Origin of the sequence: Acinetobacter sp. YH12151, from assembly GCF_013418355.1 — a bacterium.
GTDB classification, from domain to species: Bacteria; Pseudomonadota; Gammaproteobacteria; order Pseudomonadales; family Moraxellaceae; genus Acinetobacter; species Acinetobacter pseudolwoffii.
In genome coordinates, this window is sequence record NZ_VPCG01000017.1 from 34,886 (window position 1) to 57,573 (window position 22,688).

Genomic DNA, 22,688 nt, shown 5'->3' on the forward strand with positions numbered 1-22,688 from the left:
TAAGCCCCTTTAAGGAATTTCGTGATGATGAAAGTGTTGGCAGTGCTTGCATGTGTTTTATTCTTGCAAGGCTGTATCCATAAAGTGGTCACGGTTCCTGTCAAGGTGGCTTATAAAACCACAAAAGTCGCAGTCAAAGGCACTGCGGCTGTTGTGGGCGCAGTCATCCCGGATGGAGATGACGACGATGATAAAAAATCAAAAAAAGATAAGGATTAAAGTGTCCGCTTATGCGTAACGAAGTACTGCATGGTTATCTGATTCATCATCGTAAGTACCGTGAGCGCAGCCATATTGTGCATTTATTTACCCAGGAATACGGTCGTATGGATGGCATTCTCCGGCAAACACCGCCGCCGCAATATCAGCCCATCAGTTTGCAAGCCACCGGAAAATCAGAACTCAAAAACTTTACCAAACTGGAAATTGTCAATCAGCCGATTTTCTTTTTTGGCGATGCCTTTTTTTCAGGCTTTTATCTGAATGAAGTCCTGTTGCGTTTGTGCCCCCTAGAAGTGGAAATGCCGCAAACCTTTGCCAAATATGCAGAGACATTAACTGCATTGCAGCAATTATCAGAACAATCTAATCCCAATTTATACTTAAAACAGATTTTGCGGCAATTTGAACATATCTTGCTGGAAGAACTCGGTTATGGTCTGGATTTTTCCCTAGATGCTCATCAGGTACAAATCGATCCGTTACAACACTATTATTTTCAGCTCAATGCCGGTTTTATGCCATCGGCCAAAGCATTACGCTCTACCATGTCAGGTCAGCAGATTTTAAGTATGCTAGATCATGAAAATGGTGGGGATTTTAATCCGGAACAGTTACAATTGTTGACGAAACTGTATCGACAGGTGATCACGGCCTTATTGGGTGATCGACCATTAAAAAGTCGGCAACTCTGGATTCAAAACTCTCAATCTCAAACGTAGTTAGGAAAAAATTATGGCTGCATTACTTGGTGTCAATATTGACCATGTCGCAACATTAAGACAAGCACGTGGTACAACGTACCCAGACCCAGTCAATGCTGCATTGATCTGTGAGCAGGCCGGGGCAGAGGGCATTACCTTGCACTTGCGTGAAGACCGTCGTCACATTCAGGATGAAGATGTGCGTCGTATGCGTCCTGCACTGAAAACCCGTATGAACCTCGAGCTGGCGGTAACAGATGAGATGGTCGCTTTTGCCAAGGAAATTAAACCGCATCATGTCTGTTTTGTCCCTGAAAAACGTCAGGAAGTCACCACTGAAGGTGGTCTGGATGTGGTGACCCATTTCGAATCAGTCAAAGCAGCTACGCAAGAACTGGCGGCGATTGGTTGTGATGTGTCTTTGTTTATTGATGCCGACTTTGCCCAAATTGATGCAGCAGTTGCTTGTGGTGCACCGACCATCGAGATTCATACTGGGGCTTATGCCGATGCAGAAACGCCTGAAGCCCAGCAGACTGAGCTTGAGCGCATTATTAAATGCGCTGAATATGCCGCATCGAAAGGTCTGGTAGTGAATGCCGGTCATGGTTTAAACCTCGATAATGTAACGCCAATTGCGGCGATTCCACAAATTCATGAACTTAATATTGGCCACTCATTAATTGCAGATGCTGTATTTGTAGGTCTGGCACAAGCTGTTCAGCAAATGAAAGCTGTGATTAAGTCAGCACGTTAAGATCAGAATCGTTATGTCAAATATTAATTATGATGAACTGATGCAGCCGGTGATTGCTTTCCTGGGGTGTGAAACGCCCAAGGCATGGCTGAATGTGGCAGTCGAAAATCTTGAAATCTTGATGCAAGATCATGCTAATTGTGAGAAAAAAGCAGCCAGCACGGCCATGAACCTGATGTTTCGCTATAGTTACTTTGTCGATTTACAGGTGAAGCTTGCGCAGTTAGTGCGTGAAGAAATGCTGCATTATGAACAAGTGCTTGAACTGATGAACAAGCGCGGTCAGGCCTGGCAGAATTTGAGTGCAGGGCGTTATGCCGGTGGCTTGCGCAAAGAAATCCGGACTTTTGAACCTGAAGCCTTGATTGATGTCTTGGTGATTGGTGCTTTTGTGGAAGCACGCTCTTGTGAGCGTTTCTACGCGCTGGCTTCGCGTGTGGATGATGAGTTGGCACGTTATTACCGTTACTTGCTTAAGTCTGAATCTCGTCACTTTGAGGACTATCTGGCTTTGGCGATGGATGTGGCGACCACGGCAAAATTGAAAAATCCGCAAGAGGATATTCAAAGCCGGATTGATCATATTCGTAACGTTGAAAAGCAGCTGATTCTGACACCAGATGACACTTTCCGTTTCCATAGCGGTGTTCCGGCTCAAGCGGCTTAATTGCAGTGAATATTTAAAAATCCTCCATTCATGGGGGACTTTTTATATCCGGAGCAAATATATAAATGAGAATTATTTACATCTACAGGCTTAATCCATAAAATACAGCAGATTTCTTAATAACGATGATGAAATAATGAATAAGCTGGTAAAAGTCATGCCTTTTTTGATCTTGGGAGCGATCAGCAATACAGTCTTTGCACACTATCCTTATGTTGCCCCACTAAGTTATCAAACTTTTAACAATCACACCGCGATTGTATCTGGCTTTTATGACAATCCATTTGCCTCGGAAGTGGCGATTAAAAACTTTAAGTTTCATTATCATACGCCTACAGGCCAAAAGATTTATCTTGCAGATGATGCATGGACCAAAACACAAACCCTAAGTAGTTATAGTCTGGAAAATAAACAAGAGGGTACCTATCGGATTCGTGGCGAGAAACAGGGGAATAGCCTAAAGTATGCACAGGTTGCTCAAAAATGGAAAATGGTTCTAAGTGCTGTCCCAAAGGCCAATCAAGCCACCAATCAAAATGTGATTTATCAGCAAGCGCTGAAGAAAAACATGCCACAGAAAACTGTGCAGACTATCGATATTATTGAAACCTTTGTCTCACGGCGTGTGACGTCGAATCAGGTCATTCAGCATATCCATGCTGGCTTTGATGTTCAATTTATCACGCATCCAAATGCATTTAAAAAATCTCAAGCGATTCAATTGAAAGTACTGGATGATAAAAAAGGAGTTGCGAATTTAAACGTTGAGATTTTGGCACAAACGACAGATTTTAGTCGTGATAAAAAAATCTATAAAGCGCTCACAACAGATGCGCAAGGGTTACTCAACTTTAATATGCAGGAAAAAGGCCAGTACTTAATGAAAATTGATTATCAGCAGCCTTTCGAAATAAAAAAGAATGATTTAAAGCATTATAAATATACCTTGGCTTTTAATGTGATGGATTAAGCCAAAAACGAGCCTGAAATCATTCAGGCTCGTTTTATAAAATATTAAACGAAAAAAAGCCCACTTCGTTATGAGTGGGCTTTTTAGTATTTGGCTCTCCAACCTGGGCTCGAACCAGGGACCTGCGGATTAACAGTCCGTCGCTCTACCGACTGAGCTATTGGAGAATCTGAAAGCGATTATAGAGGGATTTTGACAGGGGTCAAGCAAAAACTGTCATATTTATAACAAATTCAGCCTGTCTGTTTTTAATTTAGACAATTACATAAATTTTACGAAAAATACTTGTCAGAATAAATTTCACTTGCTAGATTAAAACCATAAAGTCGTTTGACCAAATGGTCAAACAGTGTGGATTTAAACCTACTTGCCAGCACAAAAATGGCTAAACCGGAGACAGCGAATGAATACGCTCAGCATCCCTCAAATTTTCTCTCAACTCACTTATTATCAAGAAAACTATCTGCAGATTATTGCAGATCCAGCACAGTATTATATTCCTGTTACAGATGCTCATATCAAGCTATGGCCCTTGGCGCAAAAATCCTTGTATCTAGGTGATTTGCTGCAATTATGGTTTGCAGAAAAATGGTTGGTAGAAACTGAACGTCAATTTAGCTTTGAAGTGTTTTTAAATGCCGATTATCTGAAAGAGCAAAGCAAAGAATTATATATCTATGCCATTTCAGGTAATCTTTTGACCGGTACCAATCAATCCAAAGCTTGGCAGGCATCGACAGCGCAAATACAAGATGTAGAGCTGGCCAATGTGTCCAAGCATTATTTTGAGTTTCAGGGCTTAAGCCGACCACAGATCGCCTGTGTTCAAGCCGGACAGACGAAGGGCAATATTGCTTAGGTCATCGATTGAATGCTGGCCACAGGTTCTCTTGGTTATTCAGGGCGAATAATCATACAGGTCGCAGTGGCATGGGCATATAAACGGCCTTCTTCATCCAGAATCCGACCTTCAGCAATACCCAGATTTTTACTGAGGTTAATTGATTGTCCGGTCGCTTTAAGCTGCTGATCTCGAGGAATTGGTCGGCACATTTTAACATTCAGATCAATCGTGCCATAACCGACCTCTGCTTCGAGTAAAGTATGAATCGCACAGCCTGTCACCGTGTCTAAAACAGTTGCTGCAAAACCACCATGCACGCCACCAAGCGGATTTAAATGCCGGTGATCGGCTTTGACTTTAAATTCTACGTATCCGCTTTGGATAACGGCAGGTTGCATCGACATGGTTTCGCTAATGCTTGGAGCGGGAATTTTCCCATCTCGCATCGCTTGTAATAAGGCCAAACCGTTCATTTCTTTTGGATTCATTCTGCTTTTCCTGTGATTATTCTTTAGCTGTTTCGATTTTATTTAAAAGTGAAACATCAATAATAGCAAGTGACATATTTTTTAATGAGATGTTGCCGAAGGTAATTGTTATCTTGGAGGGTTAAAAGTTATTTTGTTTAAAATAATTACTTTTAATCCGATATGTAGGATAAGAATTTGGCTGCGATCATTTGTTTGATCTGCTTAAAATACGTTATCAAAAGCATCTTGGAATGGCATAAAAAAACCCGCGATCAACGCGGGTTTTTAAATCAAGCGAATTGATTATTGTGCCGCTTTTTCAGCTTTGATTGAAGCAATCGCAGCGTCAACGCCTTCGATTGAATCAGCAGCTTTCTTGATACGCGCAAGTGCATCAACCAACACTTCATCCGCAGTTGCATAAGAAATACGCATGAAACCGCCTAGACCGAATGCATCGCCAGGAACAACGGCAACGCCAGTTTCTTCCAGTAACCAAGCAGAGAATTCTGTGCAAGATTTAAGACCTTTGGCACGAATCAACGGCTTGATGTTTGCGTATGCATAGAATGCGCCATCCGCAGGTAAGCAAGAAATACCATTGATGTCATTCAAGCCTTTCACAACCAAGTCATGACGACGTTTGAATGCTTCAATCATTGGCTCAAGTACATCTTGAGGACCATTCAATGCAGCTTCGGCAGCAACTTGTGAAATAGAAGTTGGGTTAGAAGTAGATTGTGACTGGATTTTTTTCATCGCACCGATCAGTTTAGCAGGGCCCGCTGCATAGCCAATACGCCAGCCAGTCATTGCATAGGCTTTAGACACACCGTTTAACACGATCGTACGGTCATACAGGTCTGGTGCAACAGTGGCGATGTTATAGAACTCATCTTCCCAACGAATCGGTTCATACATGTCATCAGACGCGATGAATACTTCAGGGTATTTACGCAGTACCTCAGCCAAAGCAAGAAGTTCTTCTTTGGTGTAGATCATGCCAGTCGGGTTAGAGGGACTGTTCAATACCACTAAACGTGTTTTGTCGGTGATGGCAGCTTCTAGTTGTTCAGGTGTGATTTTGAAACGCTGTTCTTCACCACATTTCACAATCACAGGTACGCCTTCAGCGATGATCACCATATCCGGGTAGCTGACCCAGAAAGGTGCAGGAATGATAACTTCATCACCTTTGTTCAACAAAGCCAAAGACAGGTTAAAGAATGATTGTTTACCACCACAAGAAACCAGAATCTGGTTTGCTGCGTAGTCTAGGTTATTGTCACGTTTCAATTTAGCAATAATGGCTTTTTTAAGACCTGGCGTACCGTCAACAGCGGTGTATTTGGTGAAACCGTTGTTAATCGCTGCAATTGCTGCATCTTTGATGTGTTGCGGTGTATCAAAATCTGGCTCACCTGCGCCCAAACCAATAACATTATGACCTGCAGCTTTTAATTCAGCAGCTTTGTTGGTCACAGCAAGCGTTGGGGACGGTTTGATGGCATTTACACGATCAGAGAGACGTACGTCCACGGCAGTATTCCTTCTTATAGGGATTAAAAAATAAAAAGCACATTATCTTAGCTTAAAATGCGAGGCATGGGGCAAAAGAATTTGGAAAACTTTGAGGAAAAAATGGTGTACTTGCAGAGCTTTATCTTGAACTCCGATGCCAAGGGACAACAGTTAAAAGGCTTGAGTTATCAAGTAAACCCCCATAAGCCAGTCAATATAAACTAAAAATGGCCACTTTATAGTGACCATTTTGTGGTGTTGTCTTGGTACTTATTTATTAAAGCGTGACAGATCTTCATCCGGACGCGCGGTTAAGATTTCAACCCCTGTTTTAGTGACGAGCAGGGTATGTTCATACTGTGCTGACAATGAATGGTCTTTGGTGACCACCGTCCATTTATCACCCAGTAATTTGGTTTTCCAGTCGCCACCATTCACCATAGGCTCAATGGTAAAAGTCATGCCTTCTTCTAAAATCATCCCGGTATCTGGCTGGCCGTAATGCAATACTTGCGGTTCGTCATGGAAAGTCGTGCCAATTCCATGACCACAATATTCACGTACCACACCAAAACGTTCAGATTCGACATATTTTTGAATCACGTGGCCAATATCACCAATGGTTGACCCTGGTTTTACAGTTTCAATACCCCGGTACATGGCTTCTTGTGCTACTTTACATAGACGGTTAGCAAGAATAGACGTTTCACCACCGACGATGTACATCATGTTGGTATCGCCATGATAGCCATCTTTAATCACAGTGACATCGATATTCAGAATGTCACCTTTTTTCAATTTTTTGCTATCCGATGGAATGCCGTGACACACCACATGATTCACAGAAGTGCAAATCACATGCTGGAAAGCAGGCCGACCTGGTGCTGCACCATAACCTAAGCAGGCTGGAATGGCTTGTTGTTGGTTAACAATATAGTCATGACAAATCGTATCAAGTTCTAGCGTAGTAACACCTGGAACAATATGCGGTTTGATCATATCCAATACTTCTGCCGCCAGTCGCCCTGCCACACGCATTTTTTCAATTTCGTCAGGGGTTTTGATAAGTCGACGTGGCGCTTGGTAAGTGTTGTTCATGATCTCTAAAAACTTTTGGAAATTTGTGTGTGACTATGGTATAAATAGCCGCCCATTTTATCAAATGCTTTTTCGTGAATAAATTTCACGGGCTTTGTGCGATGGGACAAAAAATCCGCACATATATCGACACATTACTCTGGGTGCTTCTAGGGATTGTTGTCACTTTATATGTGAGTTGCGTTGTCAGCTAAAATTTCGTCATGCGAGGCATGAAACGATGGTAATGGTATTCCCTTATCGAGTTTCATAACGAAGTATGAGGGGATTTTAGCTACAACCCTTCGGGACAGGGACGTTTTTTGACGCTACTGCGTTATGAATAGTTTATTTAGAATGTTAAATCTCACTATTCATGCCTTGTATCGCTAAAAAATGTCCTCTGTCGCAACCACTGATAAAATGACAGCAATCCCTTGGGTGGAGAATGCGGGTATATGGAGGCCTAACCCAAACTTTAAGGTAAAGAAAATGGCAGATTACAACGTAGGCATGCGCGACCTTCTACAAGCAGGCGCACACTTTGGTCACCAAACACGTTTTTGGAACCCAAAAATGCGCGATTACATCTTTGGTGCGCGTAACAAAATTCACATCATCAACCTTGAGCACACTGTTCCTGCGTTAAATGATGCTTTGAACTTTGCTAACAACTTGGCGAGCAAAAAGAACAAAGTTTTGTTTGTTGGTACTAAGCGCGCAGCTTCTGCAATCATCCGTGAACAAGCGCAACGTGCTGGTCAACCATATGTTGATCACCGCTGGTTAGGTGGTATGTTGACGAACTGGAAAACACTTCGCCAATCTATCAATCGTCTAAAAGACCTTCAAACTCAATCTCAAGACGGTACTTTCCTTAAGCTAACTAAACGTGAAGCTTTAGAACGTACTCGTGAGATGGAAAAACTTGAACGCGGTCTTGGCGGCGTGAAAAACATGGGTGGTTTACCTGACGCATTATTCGTAATCGACGTTGATCACGAAGCAATTGCAATCAAAGAAGCAAAGAACCTTGGTATTCCTGTAATCGGTATCGTTGATACAAACTCTAACCCAGACAACGTAGATTACGTTATTCCGGGTAACGATGATGCGATCCGTGCAGTAACACTGTATGCTTCTGCTATGGCTGATGCGATTCTTGCTGGTAAAGAATATGCTCAATCACAAGCGAATGCACAAGCTAAAGCAGAAGAAGCTCCAGCTTCTGAGGCTTAATGCGTTTGACGCAAGCTTGTCATTTTTGCGACATGTGATGGTGGCAAAGTAAGCGTTATGTATGCAGGCGGCCCATGAGAACTCCTCTGGGCCGTTTCTGTTCTAAAAAGAATTCATTTTCTACCGAATTTAGGAGATAAACATGACTGCAGTTACAGCAAGCATGGTTAAAGAATTGCGCGATCGTACTGGTCTTGCAATGATGGAATGTAAAAAAGCTTTGACAGAGGCGGGCGGCGACGTTGAATTAGCGATCGATAACCTACGTAAATCTGGTCAAGCGAAAGCTGCTAAAAAAGCGGGTAACATCGCTGCTGATGGCGCGATCACGATTGCTCAAGAAGGCAACAAAGCACTTCTTTTAGAAGTAAACTGCCAGACTGACTTCGTTGCAAAAGATGAAAACTTTGCTGGTTTCTCTGCGAAAGTTGCGGCTGCTGCACTTGCTGCAAACGTAACTGATCCTGCTCAAATCGCTGAATTGAAACTAGAAGATGGTGCAACTGTAGAAGAAGCGCGTATCGCTCTTGTTCAAAAAATCGGTGAAAACATCCAAGTACGTCGTGCGAAAATTGTTGAAGGTGCTAACCTTGCAGTTTACAAACACGGTCTTCGTATCGGTGTTGTTGTTTCTTATACTGGTGATGAAGCAACTGGTAAAGGCTTGGCAATGCACGTTGCTGCGTTCAACCCAGTCGCTGTAAATGCTGAAGGTGTTTCTGCTGAGCTTATCGCGAAAGAGAAAGAAATTGCTGAAGCGAAAGCACTTGAATCTGGCAAGCCAGCAAACATCGTTGAGAAGATGGTTGTGGGTTCTGTTGAGAAATACTTGAACGAAGTTGTTCTTGAGCGTCAAATGTACGTAATCGACAACGACAAGAAAGTTGCTGACGTTCTTAAAGCAACAGGTACTACTGTAGCTGAATTCGTTCGTTTCGAAGTTGGTGAAGGTATCGAGAAGAAAGCTGAAATGAGTTTCGCAGAAGAAGTTGCTGCTGCTCAGGCTGCTGCTCAATAATTCGGTAACGAATTATAAAGAAGCTCCACTTTGTGGGGCTTTTTTTATATCTGCATAAAAATACAATAAGTCGAAAGCGGTAGTTTTTCTTGGAAAATGCGAGTTTGCTTAGAAAGTACGCGTGATAAAATCAACGAAATTTAAAGAATTGAAAATCATTAATAGCGCATATAAAACCGACATGGGTATTGGGGCGATGATTGCTTATTGATTGCTGTATATCTGTGTTGATACCTAGCAAAACCAGTTTGAGTGGAGCTCCTTAACACAAAGTCAGCCAAGTCGCCACACCGACACTCATTTTGAAGCTATGTCTCAAGATGATCTCAATAAAATTTAGACTGCTTTTCAACATCATCAGGGTGCTATTGGGGTTCGATCTTATCGAACAATGATTGCAACGTTAGGTGATGATCATAAAGGATCACGCTATTAAGAGTTCATGCTTGAATGATCAAATTGTATTGGTGACATATAATATCGATTCCGCACCCGGCATTGGTTCGATTCAAAAAGATGATATTGTCGAATTTTATAGTGAATATAAATAGCGAGAAGGGGGATGTGGCGCACTGGATGCATCATGATTGTGCCCGAAAACATGTGTATGGCCGGTTAAAACATCAAGGAAGAACCTATCAAGAAGGTTCTTCTCATTAGAAAAAATGAAGAATGCTGCTAAATGCTCTTCATGTCTCGTATCTGGCGACTTTTCCAGGAAGGTGCTACTTTAGCTAAATAAGCATCCATGCACCAAATCGGGCCAATAAGAAGGAATTGAAGGTCTTTAAAGAAAGATGGCTTTTTGCCTTCCACTTTGTGGCCATAAAACTGACCAATCCAGGCAAAAACAAATAGGCCAATATAAAAACCGGCACCGACTGGCAGAATCCAGATTAGCCAGGCCATGATCAATGTTAAAGCAGCCATTGCAACTGCCAAAACAATATCTAGTCGGGCATAGAAAATAAAAGCCAGAGCCAGCAGAAGGGCGGTCAGTAAAGCACTAAAGTGCGCAATAATGCCAATAATCGAAAAATAGATAGTCGGTACGCAGACCCAGTGAATCAGCTTATTGGTTTTGTTTTGATGACTGTCACTATATTCATCCAGCCATTCAGATATTGTTTTCATTATTCGCTCCATTCCATGAATACGTTGTGCTTGCCTGAAAATATAAAGCAGAATCTAGGTTTGGTCAAAAGTTAATCGTGCCAGAACGTGAATTTTATTTGGCGAATTTGCAACATTCAAGCTGTAATGGACAGGTAGCCGGAGATAAGAGGAACTATAGATTGATTGTCATTTTTCTATAACTTGAAGTTAATAAAAAAGCCACATTACTGTGGCTTTTGGTTAAATATATTGCAAGTTAAATCTTAAGAATTTGGACCAGCGACACGCTCAATACTGACATTGCCAACACCGGCATTGGTAATGCCGAGTTTCTTCGCTGCGCCATAAGATAAATCGACGACACGGTTACCATGGAATGGGCCGCGGTCATTGACTTTAACCACTACGCTTTTACCATTATTTCTATTGGTCACACGAATATAACAGTTCAATGGCAGGCTACGATGAGCAGCAGTCATTGCATTCATGTCAAAGGTTTCACCGCTTGCAGTTTTACGGCCGTGGAACTGGCGACCATACCAAGAGGCTGTACCTGTCTGACTGAACTTGCGTACAGTATTAGAAGCCACGGTATTCAGTTTTTCAATCACTGAAGGCTCTTCTGCAGGAATTTCAATTTTCGCTGCAATGGTTTCACGGCGAACTTTATCGCCAGAACGCTCAGTGATTGAAAGGCTGTTCAAATTGGTGAAATTTGAATTGAAGCTTTGAGCTTCTTTATTTAATACACGCGTTGCAAGGCGCGAATTGTCATTTTCGTGATTAAACGAAGATGACGGAACCATATCTGCCTGCGATTGCGTCAGTGTGACTATCGTGGCAATAGCCATAAAATACTTCAAAATTGAAGAATGCATCGAATCAACTCCTAACAGCATATCGCATGGATTTGTTCATAAGTAACTGAAAAACCATGTAAACACGCCTGATATTTAACTTATGCAACTACATTTAACGAAATGGATAATATTCATGCCTGCAATATCCTGTCTAGTATTTAATTAAAATAGTTTAAAAAAGAACTTAAAATAAACAATGAGTGATTAAAATATGATCAATATTGTAACACAATATTAAAATTGATCAATATTTGCTCATAATCACTCATAAAAATGTTGACTTTAATAATTTGTATTAAATTCTCATGTTAACGGCTAGTAATTTCTGTACCTAATAACCACAATGCAGTGGCATACATTCGGCTGCGATTATAAGTAGTAATCACTTGAAAATTTGGATAAGTAATATAGTAAATATGCCCATAATTTTCTTGTAATTGAATTACATTGACCAAGTCTAGATCGTCAATTTGAACAATAGGATTCATTGGGCTAATCCCTTGTGTTTTTAACAAACCATATGGGCTAGGTTGAGTCAGATCTTTGGCAATTACCGCATCCGGGTTCGAGCCACTATAACGGGCCGGAAAAGCAATCGGTTGATTACGCTGCCAGCCATGCTGGGCTAAATAGTTGGCAATCGAGCCAATCGCATCTACTGCTGAATTACGCAGGTCAATATGTCCGTTACCATCGTAGTCCACGCCGAATTTTGGAATATTACTTGGCATGAATTGTGGATAACCGACCGCACCTGCATAAGAGCCGACGATAGAAGAAGCTGAAACGCCATCTTTATAAGACCAGGCAATTAATGCCGCCAGTTCATCTTGAAAATACTGGGCACGACGCTCATAACCAAAACCTAAGGTGGCCAGCGCATCACGGGTGACAAAAGAACCCTTATTGGTTCCAAAGCCGGTTTCTACCCCTAAAATTCCGAGAATGATTGACTGTGGTACACCAAACTGCTGTTCAGCGCGATTCAGCGTTTCCGCATATTGCTGTTTAAAGCGCACACCGCGTTGAATGGTCGACTCAGCCAGAAAGTTGGTTTTATAAGAATACCAAGGCTTGCTTTCACCTGGACGATTCATAATATTGATGATATTGGGCAGGTTACGCGCCCCGTTCATGGCTGAATCGACTTGCTGGGCACTCAGCCCATAATTTTGCATGGCAGTCTGTTTAAAACTGGCATAAGAGGGATGAGATTGGAAATCGTTGGCCAGACTGAAACTGCTGAGACCTAATGCGGTCAATGCGATTGAAAGCTGTTTAAATTTTTTATAAAAATTCGATTTCAACATCTTGGTACGATTTCCAATTTTTGATAAGTTGCGGGCAATGTTATTTGAATCATGCCATGAAAAAGATTGAGAAATTTTTTCAATCATGAGGCTGTAAAAACCAGATTAAAGATAACATTCGGATGATTAAGAGACCTAGATGCATATACAAAAATAGTGAAAGACTGGTTGTTTTTGCGTCAGTTTGCCTTGTGGAGCTGCTTATCTGTAACAAGCTATTTCATTGAACATAAAAAAGCCTGACCGAAGTCAGGCTAATTTCAAAAAATCACTCTTAGATGATTCTATGCAGACCTATTCTGTATAGAACAAGGTGTCATGATATTCAGCCATGGCGCGAAGCTCATCCTTGTTCAGATTGAGAATGATTTTATCTGCAGCCATATTGATGGCCTTAATCACAGCAGAAGCACCAATATCTGCTGCCTTGCGTTTGATCATGCCGAGATCTAAGGTTTTATTAAAATCGACCATAAAGTGACGTACCGTCGCTTCACCAAACTGCTTATACAGGTTGCTAAACATTTGTTTGTCGATACTCTGACCGGCTCTTAGTTCCGCATAATGATGTTTTAAATTGGTCACCAGATTGGCATCCAGCGACTCACCAATACGGATTTGTCCTTCAGGGTCTTTAAACAGACTACGTTCAGAGAAAGCAATAGATTGCTTCACCACATCATTCGGCGCTTTGCTCAATAACTGTTTCAGCAATACCGCCACAGTTGACTTGATATAGCCCGCCAGTTTTTCCGCAGTATCGCGCTTATCACTTGCAGGAAAACGACGCACCAGTTCCGTGAGAATCGCATCAATAATTTCATCATTAATCATCAATGCGGTTTTATCACGAAGTGGGTAAAGCGGCTCATTTGAATTTTTATTTTGTTGTGCAGTCTGAATTGTATTTAAAAGCTCTGCAGAAGGAATAAAACCAAAAAATGGCATTGTTAAACCTCAATGTTTTTATTGTCGCGCTAATCGAATAGGGCGAGGCATCCATGTTAAATCCGATACACGGCAAGGGTTAATATCCAATCCACCGCGGCGTGTATAGGTTGCGTAGACCATCAGCTTTTCCGGTTTCAGTTGTTGCCAGAGATCGGCAAACATCTGCTCCACGCATTGTTCGTGAAAACCGTTATGCTGACGATAAGAAATAATATAAGCCAAAATACTCTTATAACAAGGTTTTTTGCCCTGATAGCGTATAAATACTGTACCCCAATCCGGTTGTCCAGTGACTGGGCAGTTACTTCTTAATAAATGTGAATACAGCTGGATTTCGACTTCTTCGGTATGGTTCGCATCCAGAGCCAAAAGACTCGCATCAGGATGATTTTCCAGACGTTCCGGAATTAGTTCATCAATGCAGATGCCTTCAGGCTTGGCAACTTCCAAGTCATCAACCTGAAATAAATCTAACGTAATCTCTGCACCAGCCGCAGCAGATAAATCTTTTTCCACCGTGGCGATAAAGTCAGCTTGAGATTCAAATTTGGCAAAATTCAAACTATTAAAGTAGAGCTTGAGTGATTTGGATTCAATCAGATTCGGCGAAGAAGCAGGCAGGCTGATCCGTCCAATTGCGACTTGCGGCACACCGGCTGAATTTAACCAGGAAATTTCAAAAACATGCCACCAGTCGGTGCCTTGCTGAATCGCTTCAACATGTGCGTATTGTTCACGGGCAGGCGCGCGCGAAATTGGAAACAGAACATCCGGCTGATATTCTGTCGGGTAATTGGTGTCTTTACCAAGGAGAGATTGTTCTACACTCATTATTCACGCATTCCTGAACCACGGGAGAGTAAATGATAGGCCAATGCATAGAGCAGGCCGCAACATAAGGTGACCACTGCAAGTGAAACAGTTACATTGACATCGCTATGTCCTAAAATGCCATAGCGGAAGGCATTGACCATATACACCACAGGGTTGATCAAAGATAAATTTTGCCAGAATGGACTTAAGGCAGAAATTGCATAAAACACACCGCCTAAATAAGTCAGTGGCGTTAAAACAAAGGTCGGGATAATCGAAATATCATCAAAAGATTTGGCATAGACGGCATTGATAAAACCACCCAGAGAAAACAGCAGGGAGGTAATCAATACGGTATAAATCGTCACAAACCAGTTGGTAATGTATAGATCCGCAAAAAACAAACTTACGGCACTAACAATAATCGCCACCAGTACTCCACGAATCACACCGCCCAGCACATGTCCCCAAAGAATGGCATGCATCGGTACCGGACTCATGACCAGCTCTTCAATACTCTTTTGAAATTTTGAACTGAAAAAACTGGAAGAGACGTTGGCATAGCTGTTGGTAATCACGGCCATCATGATCAGACCGGGCACAATGAACTCCATATAGCTATAGCCGCCCATGTCTCCAATCCGCGAACCGATCAGATTGCCGAAAATCACGAAATACAAGCTCATGGTGATGGCAGGTGGTAACAAGGTTTGCGGCCAGATCCGCATAAAACGGCGGACTTCTTTATATACAATGGTATATAAAGCTACGCTGAGTTGATTAATGTTCATTGCGCAGCTCCATCCAGATTTTTTTCGACCATTTTGACAAAAAGCTCTTCCAGACGATTGGATTTGTTACGCATACTGCGTACCTGAATATTCTGTGATTCCAATAGCTGGAACAGATCATTCATGCTATGTGCCTTGTCCATGGTAATTTCTAAGGTCATCGGGTCGATTAAATTAAAACGTACCCCGATAATCTCCAGATGCAAAGGTTCAATCGGTGCTGCAAGATCAAAAATAAAGGATTCTTCATTCAGCTGACTTAGGAAGCTCTTCATGCTGGTGTCTTCTTTAATCACACCACGATCGATAATCGCAATGCGGCGACACAGCATTTCGGCTTCTTCTAAATAGTGGGTGGTGAGAATGATGGATGTCCCTTGCTCATTCATCTCGTTCAAAAACTCCCACATTGAACGACGTAATTCGATGTCGACACCCGCAGTTGGCTCATCCAGAATCAAAAGTTTCGGTTCATGCATCATGGCACGTGCAATCATCAAGCGACGTTTCATACCGCCCGACAGCATACGCGCCTGCGTTGCACGTTTTTCCCATAGGCCCAGCTTGGTCAGATAGAGTTCAGCCCGTTGCTGTGCAATTTTTTTAGGAATCCCGTAATAGCCGGCTTGCGTCACCAGAATGTCGAAAGTTTTTTCAAACTGGGCGAAGTTAAATTCCTGAGGAACCACACCTAAACACTGTTTGGCTTGGGAGGGGTGGGTATCCAGGTTGTGACCGAAAATTTCGACTATGCCGGCGGTTTTTTTTGTTAATGAACTGATAATACCGATGGTGGTGGATTTTCCGGCGCCATTTGGCCCCAGAAGTGCATAAAACTCACCTTCTGGTACATTTAAGTTGATTCCTTTTAATGCCTGAAAGCCATTGCGATAGGTCTTTGACACATCTCTTAAGATCAGTGCATCAGTCATGAATATCTCAAATGGTGAAAAGTTGAGATATTGTGAGTGATCTTGGAAAATAAGCCAAGTGATTCACATGGAATTCTGTGTTGCTGTTTTGGAACATTGTATAAAGTCTAAGCATAAAATGACGAAGTTATAGATAGTTGCTTTACCTTATGATTTTTTTTGTTATGATGTGCATCGCGCGCTCATAGCTCAACTGGATAGAGTACAGGTCTCCGAAGCCTGTGGCGTGGGTTCGAGTCCCGCTGAGCGCACCATTTTCCCTTCCTGTGAAGTCCTAATTCATCCCAAAAATATTGATAATAAAGGGTTTTGGCTTTAGTATTGTTATATGATGTCCAATGGTATCCTAGATCTACCGTAATTTTTAACGGTACTTTTTGCGGTACATGTTAATTTACTCTAAAAATATACCGTTAAAAATGGCTAAAACTGTTCTACCGCTTACTGATACGAAGATAAAATCAGCAATATCGCAACAAAAAAAGGTATTGGAAAAAAATATTAAACTTTCTGATGGAGATGGTCTTTATCTTTTATTGGATAAAAAAGGTGGTACATATTGGCGATTTGATTATGTAAGACCAATTTCTAAAAAAAGATCAACGATGGCCTTGGGGGTTTATCCTGAAGTCACTCTTGCAGATGCCAGAGTGAAGCGAGCAGAATTTAGGAAATTAATTGCCCAGAATATTGATCCTGGTGAAATAAAAATTAAGGAAAAGGAACAAGCCTTATTTGTTGCAGATAATACCTTTAAATTTATTGCAGAAGAGTTCAGAAAAACTGAAGAGCTCGAACCAAGCACGCAAAAACGAAATGCATTTGTTTGGGAGAAACTTTATTTATCGATTGGAGATTATCCAATTAGTGAAATTACTGCAGCACAAATTTTAGATGCTTGTAGACTTTATGAAAAACAAGGTAAAACTGACTCTGCTCGACGTATGCGTAGCAAAGCTTCACAGGTCTATCGCTATGCAATTGCTCTAGGGTTATGTCAATTCAATATAGCTGATCAAATTAGCGGTATATTGAAAACTGGCACTAAAACCCATAGAGCAGCAATAACAGATTCAGAAAATCTTGGTCAGCTTCTAACAAATATTGATGAGAATTTTGGGCGTGGAGAAATCACAGTAGATTATGCAGTTAAAATATTACCTCATGTTTTTGTTAGACCTGGAGAGCTTAGATCAGCTAAGTGGGCCGATATAGATTTTGAAAAAAGATTATGGTCATACACTCCTCCTAAAACCAAGAACCAAACGGCACTTCAGCATATTGTTCCTTTATCTAATCAAGTTTATGGCTTACTTAAGGAGTTATATCGAATCACTGGAAATAGTGAATACTGTTTTATATCCATGAGGAATTCTAACCAAATAATCAGTGATTCAACTATTAATAAGCGTCTTAAGCAATATGGATTTGAGAATGGTGAAACTACTGGTCATGGCTTTCGAGCGACGGCGCGAACGTTGTTAGATGAAGTACTGAAATTTCCAATTGAGAGGATTGAACAGCAGCTTGCGCATCAGGTTCGTGATATGCATGGTAGAGCTTATAACCGAACAAAATATCTGGAAGAGCGTATAGTGATGATGCAAGCTTGGTCAGATTATTTGGATAAATTGAAAACTTAATAATGAAAATTATATTGATGAGAAAGGAAAGGTTAAATATGAAGCCTTTCCTTTCTCATCAGCTGGATCACAATCAAGAACTGATGCGTAGTGATTCTATTTGGGCTGTGATCAAACGATCAGGTTATACAGGACGAATACCCAGACATAGTTTAGATTTATGTTCAATGCAGTGGTAAATGAATCTAATTTATTTAATTCAAAGGCATAGGTATGTCTACAACTTTCTAAGAATAAAACTTTTTCAATTACATATTACCGATATGAAGATGAATCTCTAATACTGTTTTGAGCTAAGTAGATCAATGTACTTTATCGTCTATAACAAATTCAAAAAAATTAGATATTCATTAAAACATTGAAGGATAAGTTTTATGAATGCATTTTTTAAATCGACCTTGCTGGCAGTTACAGCTGCTGCGGGTATGATGTTGACAGGATGTGGCTCAAGTCTAGAGCCGAATACGTTTACTGTAGAAATGAATGTTGAAGATACCAGTAACTGGTATTCGCAAAATGAAACAGCGACAGTGCTGAGCATCCGTTCCAATATTTCAGAACCCATTAATGTAACCAATGTTTTAATCAATAATGGTGAGTGCAGTTATGAAGGTTACCGTAGATCACTTGAGTACCCACAGCATTTTAAAATGGGGCTGCGCTTAAAACTGAAATTAATAGGCTGTGGCTACGATAATGTGGTACGAGTGGATGTTGAAACTGAAAATGGTACAGCAAGCTATAGCTTCCAATAATAATGCACACTACTGAGTTTTAATCGGCTCAGTTTAAGCTGAATCCAAATCTAAACCGTGTCCCGAAAGGGATGCGGTTTTTTTATGCCCGCAGCTTAGCTGTTAAGCGTTGCACTTCATCAATAGGAAATACCGAATGTCCTTAATTCACTGCCCCTACTGCCAGTCAACTAATGTTAGGCAGGTAGATTCAGGGAACACTCAATCAGACTATTTTAAACAAATTCAGCGAGCTATCTCACCTGCACATATGGCTTTTTGGGGTATGCGAATTGCCAAAAAGCTAGGAGCCCCACCGATCGCGGGTGCAGCTGTCGGTGTGGTCATTGGCGGTGTACTCATCGTGGTCAGTCAATTCTATTTTGAAAAATACTACGGGAATGCCACGCATTTTGTCTGTCAGGATTGCCAGCAGCAATTTGCCTGGGTCGAGGCAGACTAACAGGTGGTTAATAGCTTGAAATCCAACTAGATTGAAATTAAATTTTTAAAAAATTCTATTCATTCAATTATTTATAAGGAATAAAATCATGGCACATCAACTTGAACAAATGGCGTATGTTGGTGATACCCCTTGGCATGGTCTAGGGAATCAATTGACGCAACAACAACCGATTGAAGTCTGGGCGAAGCAGGCGGGTATGGATTGGCGCATTGAATCCTCTGATGTCAGCTACATGGCAAAGAATGAACGTGGTCAAAGTATCATCATGCCTTATGAAGAACAGCGAGTGCTGTATCGTTCTGATACACATGCACCCTTGTCAGTGGTCAGTCAGCGTTATCAGGAAGTTCAGCCTAAAGAAATTTTAGAGTTCTACCGGGATCTGACTGAGCAATCTGGCTTTGAGCTGGAAACCGCAGGCGTACTGAAAGGTGGGAAGAAGTTCTGGGCATTGGCACGTACCGGGCAAAGCACAGCACTCAAGGGCAAGGATGTCAGTAATGGCTATATTCTGCTGGCGACAGCCTGCGACGGTACACTGGCTACTACGGCACAGTTCACCAATATCCGGGTGGTATGCAATAACACCTTGGCAATTGCCTTACGCGGGCAGAGCAGTAGTGCAGGTGTGGTTAAAGTGCCACATAGTACTAAATTTGATGCCGATAAAGTCAAGCAGCAGTTGGGCATCTCAGTTCGTGCATGGGATGAACACATGTATGAAATGAAACAGCTGACTCAACGTAAGGTCACTCAAGGTGAAGCGGCTGCGTATTTTGATGCGGTGTTTAACAACACTAGCCTAAGCATTGCAGATCAGGAGGAGAACATCATTCAGTTCTATCGTAATGTCGCCAATCCAAATCCAGCTAAAGAAAAGTCTGAGCCGAATGGACGAGCTATGAGCAAAGCCATGAATATGTTTAATGGACAAGGACGTGGCGCAGAACTCAGCTCAGCGAAAGATACCGCCTACGGTTTACTGTGCAGTATTACAGAGTTTGCTGATCATGAACGTCGCGCCATGAGTACCGATCATCGTCTCGATTCTGCTTGGTTTGGTGCAGGTGCTGCTTTGAAACAGCGTGGACTTGATCAGGCCCTTAGACTAGCGGTTTAAGCTTTATTTAATCCACTGTAATTGAATTTTCTGCAAGTGGTCAGTCACATGACCCTTTAGCAATATCCAGTCAATGAACCCCCTTTGCCACATCTTCGGATGTGGCTTTTTTTATGCCGAAAATTTTACAGACCTCACTATTTATAAGGATTAAAGCATGAATCAGATTGCACTGATAAATATCCCTCAACGAACTCATTTCCCAATTCCGAATGAGATGAATGAATCAAATACAGTCGCTAAACGAACAACGACTGCCAAGCGTTTAGCCAATACCAAAAATATGGATTACCAGGAATGGCTGGAAGTACGTAAGCAAGGGATTGGCAGTAGTGATGCCGCAACCGCATGTGGATTGAATCCTTACATGTCGATGCTGGAACTGTGGATGATCAAGACCGGTCGAACTCAGCAAGATATAGATGATGACAGCTCAGGCGTTGCACCGCTGTATTGGGGTAAACAGCTAGAGCCATTGGTGGCTGAGTACTACAGTCTGCACACCAATAATAAAGTGAGACGAGTGAATGCCGTGCTTCAGCATCCTGATCCAGACAAAGCCTTTATGTTGGCCAACTTGGATTATGCCGTGGTGGGGAGTGATGAAGTCCAGATCCTGGAGTGTAAGACTGCCGGAGAGCATGGTGCCAGACTATGGCGAGATGGTGTGCCTTTATACGTACTGTGTCAGGTACAGCACCAACTTGCAGTGACAGGTAAGCAGGCAGCGCATGTTTGTGTTCTGATCTGTGGGCATGAAACCAAGATATTTAAGGTGACACGGTCTGAATCAGTGATTGAACACATCGTTAAGGCAGAACGTTATTTCTGGGAGTGTATTGAAAAGGATACTCCGCCATCTGTGGATGCCAGTGAATCCGCAGCTAAAGCCATCCTGCAACTGTATCCAGCGCATATCCCACTGATAGTTGAAGATCTCTCACAAAATGAAAATGCCAATTTGATGTTCGATAAGCTCATTAAAATGAAAGAAGAGATTCAGCATAAGCAGGAACGCTTTGATCAGCTGAAGCATCAAATCCAAATGCTGATGAAAGATGCTGAACGAGCCACCTTTGCCAATGGCTCAGTGGTCTGGAAGAAAGCCAAGGACTCCATCAGTCTGAATACCAAAGTATTGCTTCAGCATCAGCCTGATCTGATTCAGCAATATCCATTAGAAAGGCAGGGTAGTCGTCGATTCAACATCTATACCGACTAAGCCTGTTTCAGTCCATTCAAATACCGATGCGCAAAAACCGCTCCCCGCCCTCCATTCGCTAGGAATAGAGGGTAATAGGGTCGCGACTTTTATAGCGAGCTATATACATATTTATTGAATCAGGTGATCTACATAAAGGTGGATGATCTGTAAAAAATCAAGTTGAGGAAAATAGAATGATTAAAGGTTTAGCGATTACACCACCGGCTCTTGGACGTATCAGTATTGGCCGTATGGTAGAAAAGAATGGCAAACGTCTACCTGAAAAAGATGATCAGTTCACCATTACTTCCCAGATTCAAAGTAAAGAGAGTGGTTGGATAAAACATCCATTAGATGAACAACTTCGGGCGCAGGCACCCAATCAAAAACTTAGAACCATTCCAGTTAGAATGATCTTTAATGATCCTGATTTAAACTTACGTGCGGAGTACAGCCTGTTTGACCGACAAACAGGACGGCCAGTGTGTGTAGGGAATGGTGAAACCTGCCAGCGTTTAACCAATCAAGGGGTGGAACAGCATCCCTGTCCATCACCAGATTTATGTCCTCTGGCTCAAGGAGGGAACTGCAAGCCCTATGGTCGCTTGCATGTGAATTTGGATGACTCGGATGAGTTTGGAGCCTTTATCTTTAGAACCACTGGCTTTAACAGTATTCGGACTTTGGCAGCACGATTGAGTTACTACAGTGCAGCTTCAGGAGGCTTACTGTCGTGCCTCCCATTGCAACTCACTTTAAGAGGGAAAAGCACCACACAAAGCTATCGCCAGCCGGTGTATTACGTGGATCTGACTTTACGGGAGGGCATTAGCCTGAATGATGCCATTACTCAAGCCAAGCAAATTGATGAACAGAGCAAGCAGGCCGGATTCTATCAAGAGGCTGTAGATCATATCGCCAGACGAGGTTTTGCCAATGCAAGGTTTGAAACGGATATAGAGGAAGGGTTAGATGTACTGGAGGAGTATTTTCCTGAACAAGAGCAGAACCTGACGGTAGAGCAACAAGCCTCATCTGAAGGGTTTGTGCAGGATATTCAGCAGGGGTTGAAGCAGAGTGTGAGGGTGGTGAATTAATATGGTTGAATTACAGAATCGATAAACTTGGGAGCTTCGGCTCCCTTTATTTTTTATATCTGCCTGAGGCTTAATGAATGAGTGGATAATCAGGTCTAATTGTTGATTTATCTTGTATTTGAATATTAACTTATAGGTTAATATTCGTTTTAACTTTGATTCTTA

26 protein-coding genes and 2 tRNA genes are annotated in these 22,688 nt (G+C 41.9%); 17 read left to right on the forward strand and 11 right to left on the reverse strand.

Annotated features, from left to right (window positions below; all coding sequences use genetic code 11):
- Positions 1-24: 24 nt before the first annotated feature.
- The 5 genes from FTU82_RS08210 to FTU82_RS08230 all read left to right on the forward strand — a co-directional run bounded on the left by FTU82_RS08210 (position 25) and on the right by FTU82_RS08230 (position 3,317).
- Positions 25-219: an NF038104 family lipoprotein gene (locus tag FTU82_RS08210; protein ID WP_005097547.1), complete on the forward strand. Its 195-nt coding sequence runs from the start codon at positions 25-27 to the stop codon at positions 217-219.
- A gap of 11 nt (positions 220-230) precedes the next feature.
- On the forward strand, positions 231-941 hold the full coding sequence (locus FTU82_RS08215) for a DNA repair protein RecO (RefSeq protein WP_074383331.1): 711 nt from the start codon (positions 231-233) through the stop codon (positions 939-941).
- Between the two features lie 13 nt (positions 942-954).
- Positions 955-1,680 (forward strand): pyridoxine 5'-phosphate synthase, encoded by a 726-nt coding sequence (gene pdxJ / locus FTU82_RS08220; RefSeq protein ID WP_180101229.1) that lies wholly within the window; start codon positions 955-957, stop codon positions 1,678-1,680.
- Between the two features lie 13 nt (positions 1,681-1,693).
- Positions 1,694-2,347, forward strand: a complete 654-nt coding sequence (locus tag FTU82_RS08225; protein ID WP_159138194.1) for a tRNA-(ms[2]io[6]A)-hydroxylase — start codon at positions 1,694-1,696, stop codon at positions 2,345-2,347.
- 136 nt (positions 2,348-2,483) lie between these two features.
- Positions 2,484-3,317 (forward strand): DUF4198 domain-containing protein, encoded by an 834-nt coding sequence (locus FTU82_RS08230; RefSeq protein WP_180101230.1) that lies wholly within the window; start codon positions 2,484-2,486, stop codon positions 3,315-3,317.
- Between the two features lie 91 nt (positions 3,318-3,408).
- On the opposite strand, the gene FTU82_RS08235 is transcribed toward FTU82_RS08230, so the two are convergent.
- Positions 3,409-3,484, reverse strand: a tRNA-Asn gene (locus FTU82_RS08235).
- Positions 3,485-3,720: 236 nt separating this feature from the next.
- Between FTU82_RS08235 and FTU82_RS08240 the strand changes: the two genes are divergently transcribed.
- Positions 3,721-4,176: a hypothetical protein gene (locus FTU82_RS08240; RefSeq protein WP_100329035.1), complete on the forward strand. Its 456-nt coding sequence runs from the start codon at positions 3,721-3,723 to the stop codon at positions 4,174-4,176.
- Between the two features lie 35 nt (positions 4,177-4,211).
- On the opposite strand, the gene FTU82_RS08245 is transcribed toward FTU82_RS08240, so the two are convergent.
- The 3 genes from FTU82_RS08245 to map all read right to left on the reverse strand — a co-directional run bounded on the left by FTU82_RS08245 (position 4,212) and on the right by map (position 7,250).
- Positions 4,212-4,649 carry a PaaI family thioesterase gene (locus FTU82_RS08245; protein WP_005097538.1) on the reverse strand — a complete coding sequence of 146 codons (438 nt, stop codon included), beginning with the start codon at positions 4,647-4,649 and terminating at the stop codon, positions 4,212-4,214.
- Positions 4,650-4,934: 285 nt separating this feature from the next.
- A complete protein-coding gene (locus tag FTU82_RS08250) occupies positions 4,935-6,170 on the reverse strand; it encodes a pyridoxal phosphate-dependent aminotransferase (RefSeq protein ID WP_100329034.1) in 1,236 nt (411 codons plus the stop codon).
- A 252-nt stretch (positions 6,171-6,422) separates the two neighbouring features.
- The gene (gene map / locus FTU82_RS08255) at positions 6,423-7,250 is read right to left on the reverse strand and encodes a type I methionyl aminopeptidase (RefSeq protein ID WP_005097535.1); all 828 of its coding nucleotides are present in this window, start codon (positions 7,248-7,250) and stop codon (positions 6,423-6,425) included.
- A 471-nt stretch (positions 7,251-7,721) separates the two neighbouring features.
- Between map and rpsB the strand changes: the two genes are divergently transcribed.
- From rpsB to FTU82_RS16405, 4 genes are all read left to right on the forward strand, one after another.
- Entirely contained in the window at positions 7,722-8,468 is a 747-nt protein-coding gene (gene rpsB / locus FTU82_RS08260) for a 30S ribosomal protein S2 (protein WP_005097534.1), read from the forward strand.
- A gap of 142 nt (positions 8,469-8,610) precedes the next feature.
- Positions 8,611-9,486, forward strand: coding sequence for a translation elongation factor Ts (gene tsf, locus FTU82_RS08265; protein WP_005097533.1), 876 nt, complete (start codon positions 8,611-8,613; stop codon positions 9,484-9,486).
- Positions 9,487-9,932: 446 nt separating this feature from the next.
- Positions 9,933-10,037, forward strand: a complete 105-nt coding sequence (locus FTU82_RS16400; protein ID WP_373685566.1) for a DUF3465 domain-containing protein — start codon at positions 9,933-9,935, stop codon at positions 10,035-10,037.
- Positions 10,003-10,146, forward strand: a complete 144-nt coding sequence (locus FTU82_RS16405) for a DUF3465 domain-containing protein (protein WP_347929744.1) — start codon at positions 10,003-10,005, stop codon at positions 10,144-10,146. The genes FTU82_RS16400 and FTU82_RS16405 overlap by 35 nt, the downstream gene beginning before the upstream one ends.
- Positions 10,147-10,164: 18 nt before the next feature.
- Here the strand turns inward: FTU82_RS16405 and FTU82_RS08275 are convergent, their stop codons facing one another.
- From FTU82_RS08275 to FTU82_RS08305, 7 genes are all read right to left on the reverse strand, one after another.
- Positions 10,165-10,620 (reverse strand): DUF962 domain-containing protein, encoded by a 456-nt coding sequence (locus FTU82_RS08275; RefSeq protein WP_005170152.1) that lies wholly within the window; start codon positions 10,618-10,620, stop codon positions 10,165-10,167.
- A 245-nt stretch (positions 10,621-10,865) separates the two neighbouring features.
- The gene (locus FTU82_RS08280) at positions 10,866-11,480 is read right to left on the reverse strand and encodes a septal ring lytic transglycosylase RlpA family protein (protein ID WP_005097531.1); all 615 of its coding nucleotides are present in this window, start codon (positions 11,478-11,480) and stop codon (positions 10,866-10,868) included.
- Between the two features lie 290 nt (positions 11,481-11,770).
- Positions 11,771-12,772 (reverse strand): lytic murein transglycosylase B, encoded by a 1,002-nt coding sequence (mltB, locus tag FTU82_RS08285; RefSeq protein WP_180086255.1) that lies wholly within the window; start codon positions 12,770-12,772, stop codon positions 11,771-11,773.
- Positions 12,773-13,066: 294 nt separating this feature from the next.
- Positions 13,067-13,720 (reverse strand): hypothetical protein, encoded by a 654-nt coding sequence (locus FTU82_RS08290; protein ID WP_074383325.1) that lies wholly within the window; start codon positions 13,718-13,720, stop codon positions 13,067-13,069.
- An 18-nt stretch (positions 13,721-13,738) separates the two neighbouring features.
- The gene (gene queF, locus FTU82_RS08295; protein ID WP_180001202.1) at positions 13,739-14,554 is read right to left on the reverse strand and encodes an NADPH-dependent 7-cyano-7-deazaguanine reductase QueF; all 816 of its coding nucleotides are present in this window, start codon (positions 14,552-14,554) and stop codon (positions 13,739-13,741) included.
- Positions 14,554-15,327 carry an ABC transporter permease gene (locus FTU82_RS08300; RefSeq protein WP_005097525.1) on the reverse strand — a complete coding sequence of 258 codons (774 nt, stop codon included), beginning with the start codon at positions 15,325-15,327 and terminating at the stop codon, positions 14,554-14,556. Before FTU82_RS08300 ends, queF begins: the two co-directional genes overlap by 1 nt.
- Entirely contained in the window at positions 15,324-16,259 is a 936-nt protein-coding gene (locus FTU82_RS08305; protein ID WP_100357432.1) for an ABC transporter ATP-binding protein, read from the reverse strand. The genes FTU82_RS08300 and FTU82_RS08305 overlap by 4 nt, the downstream gene beginning before the upstream one ends.
- Positions 16,260-16,437: 178 nt before the next feature.
- Between FTU82_RS08305 and FTU82_RS08310 the strand changes: the two genes are divergently transcribed.
- The 7 genes from FTU82_RS08310 (at position 16,438) to FTU82_RS08340 (ending at position 22,523) form a co-directional block, all read left to right on the forward strand.
- Positions 16,438-16,513, forward strand: a tRNA-Arg gene (locus FTU82_RS08310).
- A 165-nt stretch (positions 16,514-16,678) separates the two neighbouring features.
- Positions 16,679-17,902 (forward strand): integrase arm-type DNA-binding domain-containing protein, encoded by a 1,224-nt coding sequence (locus tag FTU82_RS08315; RefSeq protein WP_180101231.1) that lies wholly within the window; start codon positions 16,679-16,681, stop codon positions 17,900-17,902.
- A gap of 374 nt (positions 17,903-18,276) precedes the next feature.
- The gene (locus FTU82_RS08320; protein ID WP_180101232.1) at positions 18,277-18,657 is read left to right on the forward strand and encodes a hypothetical protein; all 381 of its coding nucleotides are present in this window, start codon (positions 18,277-18,279) and stop codon (positions 18,655-18,657) included.
- Between the two features lie 136 nt (positions 18,658-18,793).
- Entirely contained in the window at positions 18,794-19,099 is a 306-nt protein-coding gene (locus tag FTU82_RS08325) for a hypothetical protein (RefSeq protein WP_180101233.1), read from the forward strand.
- Between the two features lie 88 nt (positions 19,100-19,187).
- A complete protein-coding gene (locus tag FTU82_RS08330) occupies positions 19,188-20,222 on the forward strand; it encodes a DUF932 domain-containing protein (RefSeq protein WP_180101234.1) in 1,035 nt (344 codons plus the stop codon).
- Between the two features lie 217 nt (positions 20,223-20,439).
- The gene (locus FTU82_RS08335; protein WP_373685567.1) at positions 20,440-21,444 is read left to right on the forward strand and encodes a YqaJ viral recombinase family protein; all 1,005 of its coding nucleotides are present in this window, start codon (positions 20,440-20,442) and stop codon (positions 21,442-21,444) included.
- 176 nt (positions 21,445-21,620) lie between these two features.
- Entirely contained in the window at positions 21,621-22,523 is a 903-nt protein-coding gene (locus tag FTU82_RS08340) for a hydrolase or metal-binding protein (RefSeq protein ID WP_180101236.1), read from the forward strand.
- Positions 22,524-22,688 lie beyond the last annotated feature (165 nt).

Bases quoted from the DNA above. Each gene is read 5' to 3' on its own strand.
- mltB (WP_180086255.1), bottom strand. From the start codon at position 12,772: ATGTTGAAATCGAATTTTTATAAAAAATTTAAACAGCTTTCAATCGCA.
- FTU82_RS08230 (WP_180101230.1), top strand. From the start codon at position 2,484: ATGAATAAGCTGGTAAAAGTCATGCCTTTTTTGATCTTGGGAGCGATC.
- FTU82_RS08290 (WP_074383325.1), bottom strand. From the start codon at position 13,720: ATGCCATTTTTTGGTTTTATTCCTTCTGCAGAGCTTTTAAATACAATT.
- FTU82_RS08335 (WP_373685567.1), top strand. From the start codon at position 20,440: ATGAATGAATCAAATACAGTCGCTAAACGAACAACGACTGCCAAGCGT.
- pdxJ (WP_180101229.1), top strand. From the start codon at position 955: ATGGCTGCATTACTTGGTGTCAATATTGACCATGTCGCAACATTAAGA.
- rpsB (WP_005097534.1), top strand. From the start codon at position 7,722: ATGGCAGATTACAACGTAGGCATGCGCGACCTTCTACAAGCAGGCGCA.
- FTU82_RS08340 (WP_180101236.1), top strand. From the start codon at position 21,621: ATGATTAAAGGTTTAGCGATTACACCACCGGCTCTTGGACGTATCAGT.
- FTU82_RS08215 (WP_074383331.1), top strand. From the start codon at position 231: ATGCGTAACGAAGTACTGCATGGTTATCTGATTCATCATCGTAAGTAC.
- FTU82_RS08275 (WP_005170152.1), bottom strand. From the start codon at position 10,620: ATGAAAACAATATCTGAATGGCTGGATGAATATAGTGACAGTCATCAA.
- FTU82_RS08325 (WP_180101233.1), top strand. From the start codon at position 18,794: ATGTCCTTAATTCACTGCCCCTACTGCCAGTCAACTAATGTTAGGCAG.
- FTU82_RS08225 (WP_159138194.1), top strand. From the start codon at position 1,694: ATGTCAAATATTAATTATGATGAACTGATGCAGCCGGTGATTGCTTTC.
- FTU82_RS08280 (WP_005097531.1), bottom strand. From the start codon at position 11,480: ATGCATTCTTCAATTTTGAAGTATTTTATGGCTATTGCCACGATAGTC.
- tsf (WP_005097533.1), top strand. From the start codon at position 8,611: ATGACTGCAGTTACAGCAAGCATGGTTAAAGAATTGCGCGATCGTACT.
- FTU82_RS08315 (WP_180101231.1), top strand. From the start codon at position 16,679: ATGGCTAAAACTGTTCTACCGCTTACTGATACGAAGATAAAATCAGCA.
- FTU82_RS08240 (WP_100329035.1), top strand. From the start codon at position 3,721: ATGAATACGCTCAGCATCCCTCAAATTTTCTCTCAACTCACTTATTAT.
- FTU82_RS08320 (WP_180101232.1), top strand. From the start codon at position 18,277: ATGAATGCATTTTTTAAATCGACCTTGCTGGCAGTTACAGCTGCTGCG.
- FTU82_RS08305 (WP_100357432.1), bottom strand. From the start codon at position 16,259: ATGACTGATGCACTGATCTTAAGAGATGTGTCAAAGACCTATCGCAAT.
- queF (WP_180001202.1), bottom strand. From the start codon at position 14,554: ATGAGTGTAGAACAATCTCTCCTTGGTAAAGACACCAATTACCCGACA.
- FTU82_RS16405 (WP_347929744.1), top strand. From the start codon at position 10,003: ATGATATTGTCGAATTTTATAGTGAATATAAATAGCGAGAAGGGGGAT.
- map (WP_005097535.1), bottom strand. From the start codon at position 7,250: ATGAACAACACTTACCAAGCGCCACGTCGACTTATCAAAACCCCTGAC.
- FTU82_RS08330 (WP_180101234.1), top strand. From the start codon at position 19,188: ATGGCACATCAACTTGAACAAATGGCGTATGTTGGTGATACCCCTTGG.
- FTU82_RS08210 (WP_005097547.1), top strand. From the start codon at position 25: ATGATGAAAGTGTTGGCAGTGCTTGCATGTGTTTTATTCTTGCAAGGC.
- FTU82_RS08300 (WP_005097525.1), bottom strand. From the start codon at position 15,327: ATGAACATTAATCAACTCAGCGTAGCTTTATATACCATTGTATATAAA.
- FTU82_RS08245 (WP_005097538.1), bottom strand. From the start codon at position 4,649: ATGAATCCAAAAGAAATGAACGGTTTGGCCTTATTACAAGCGATGCGA.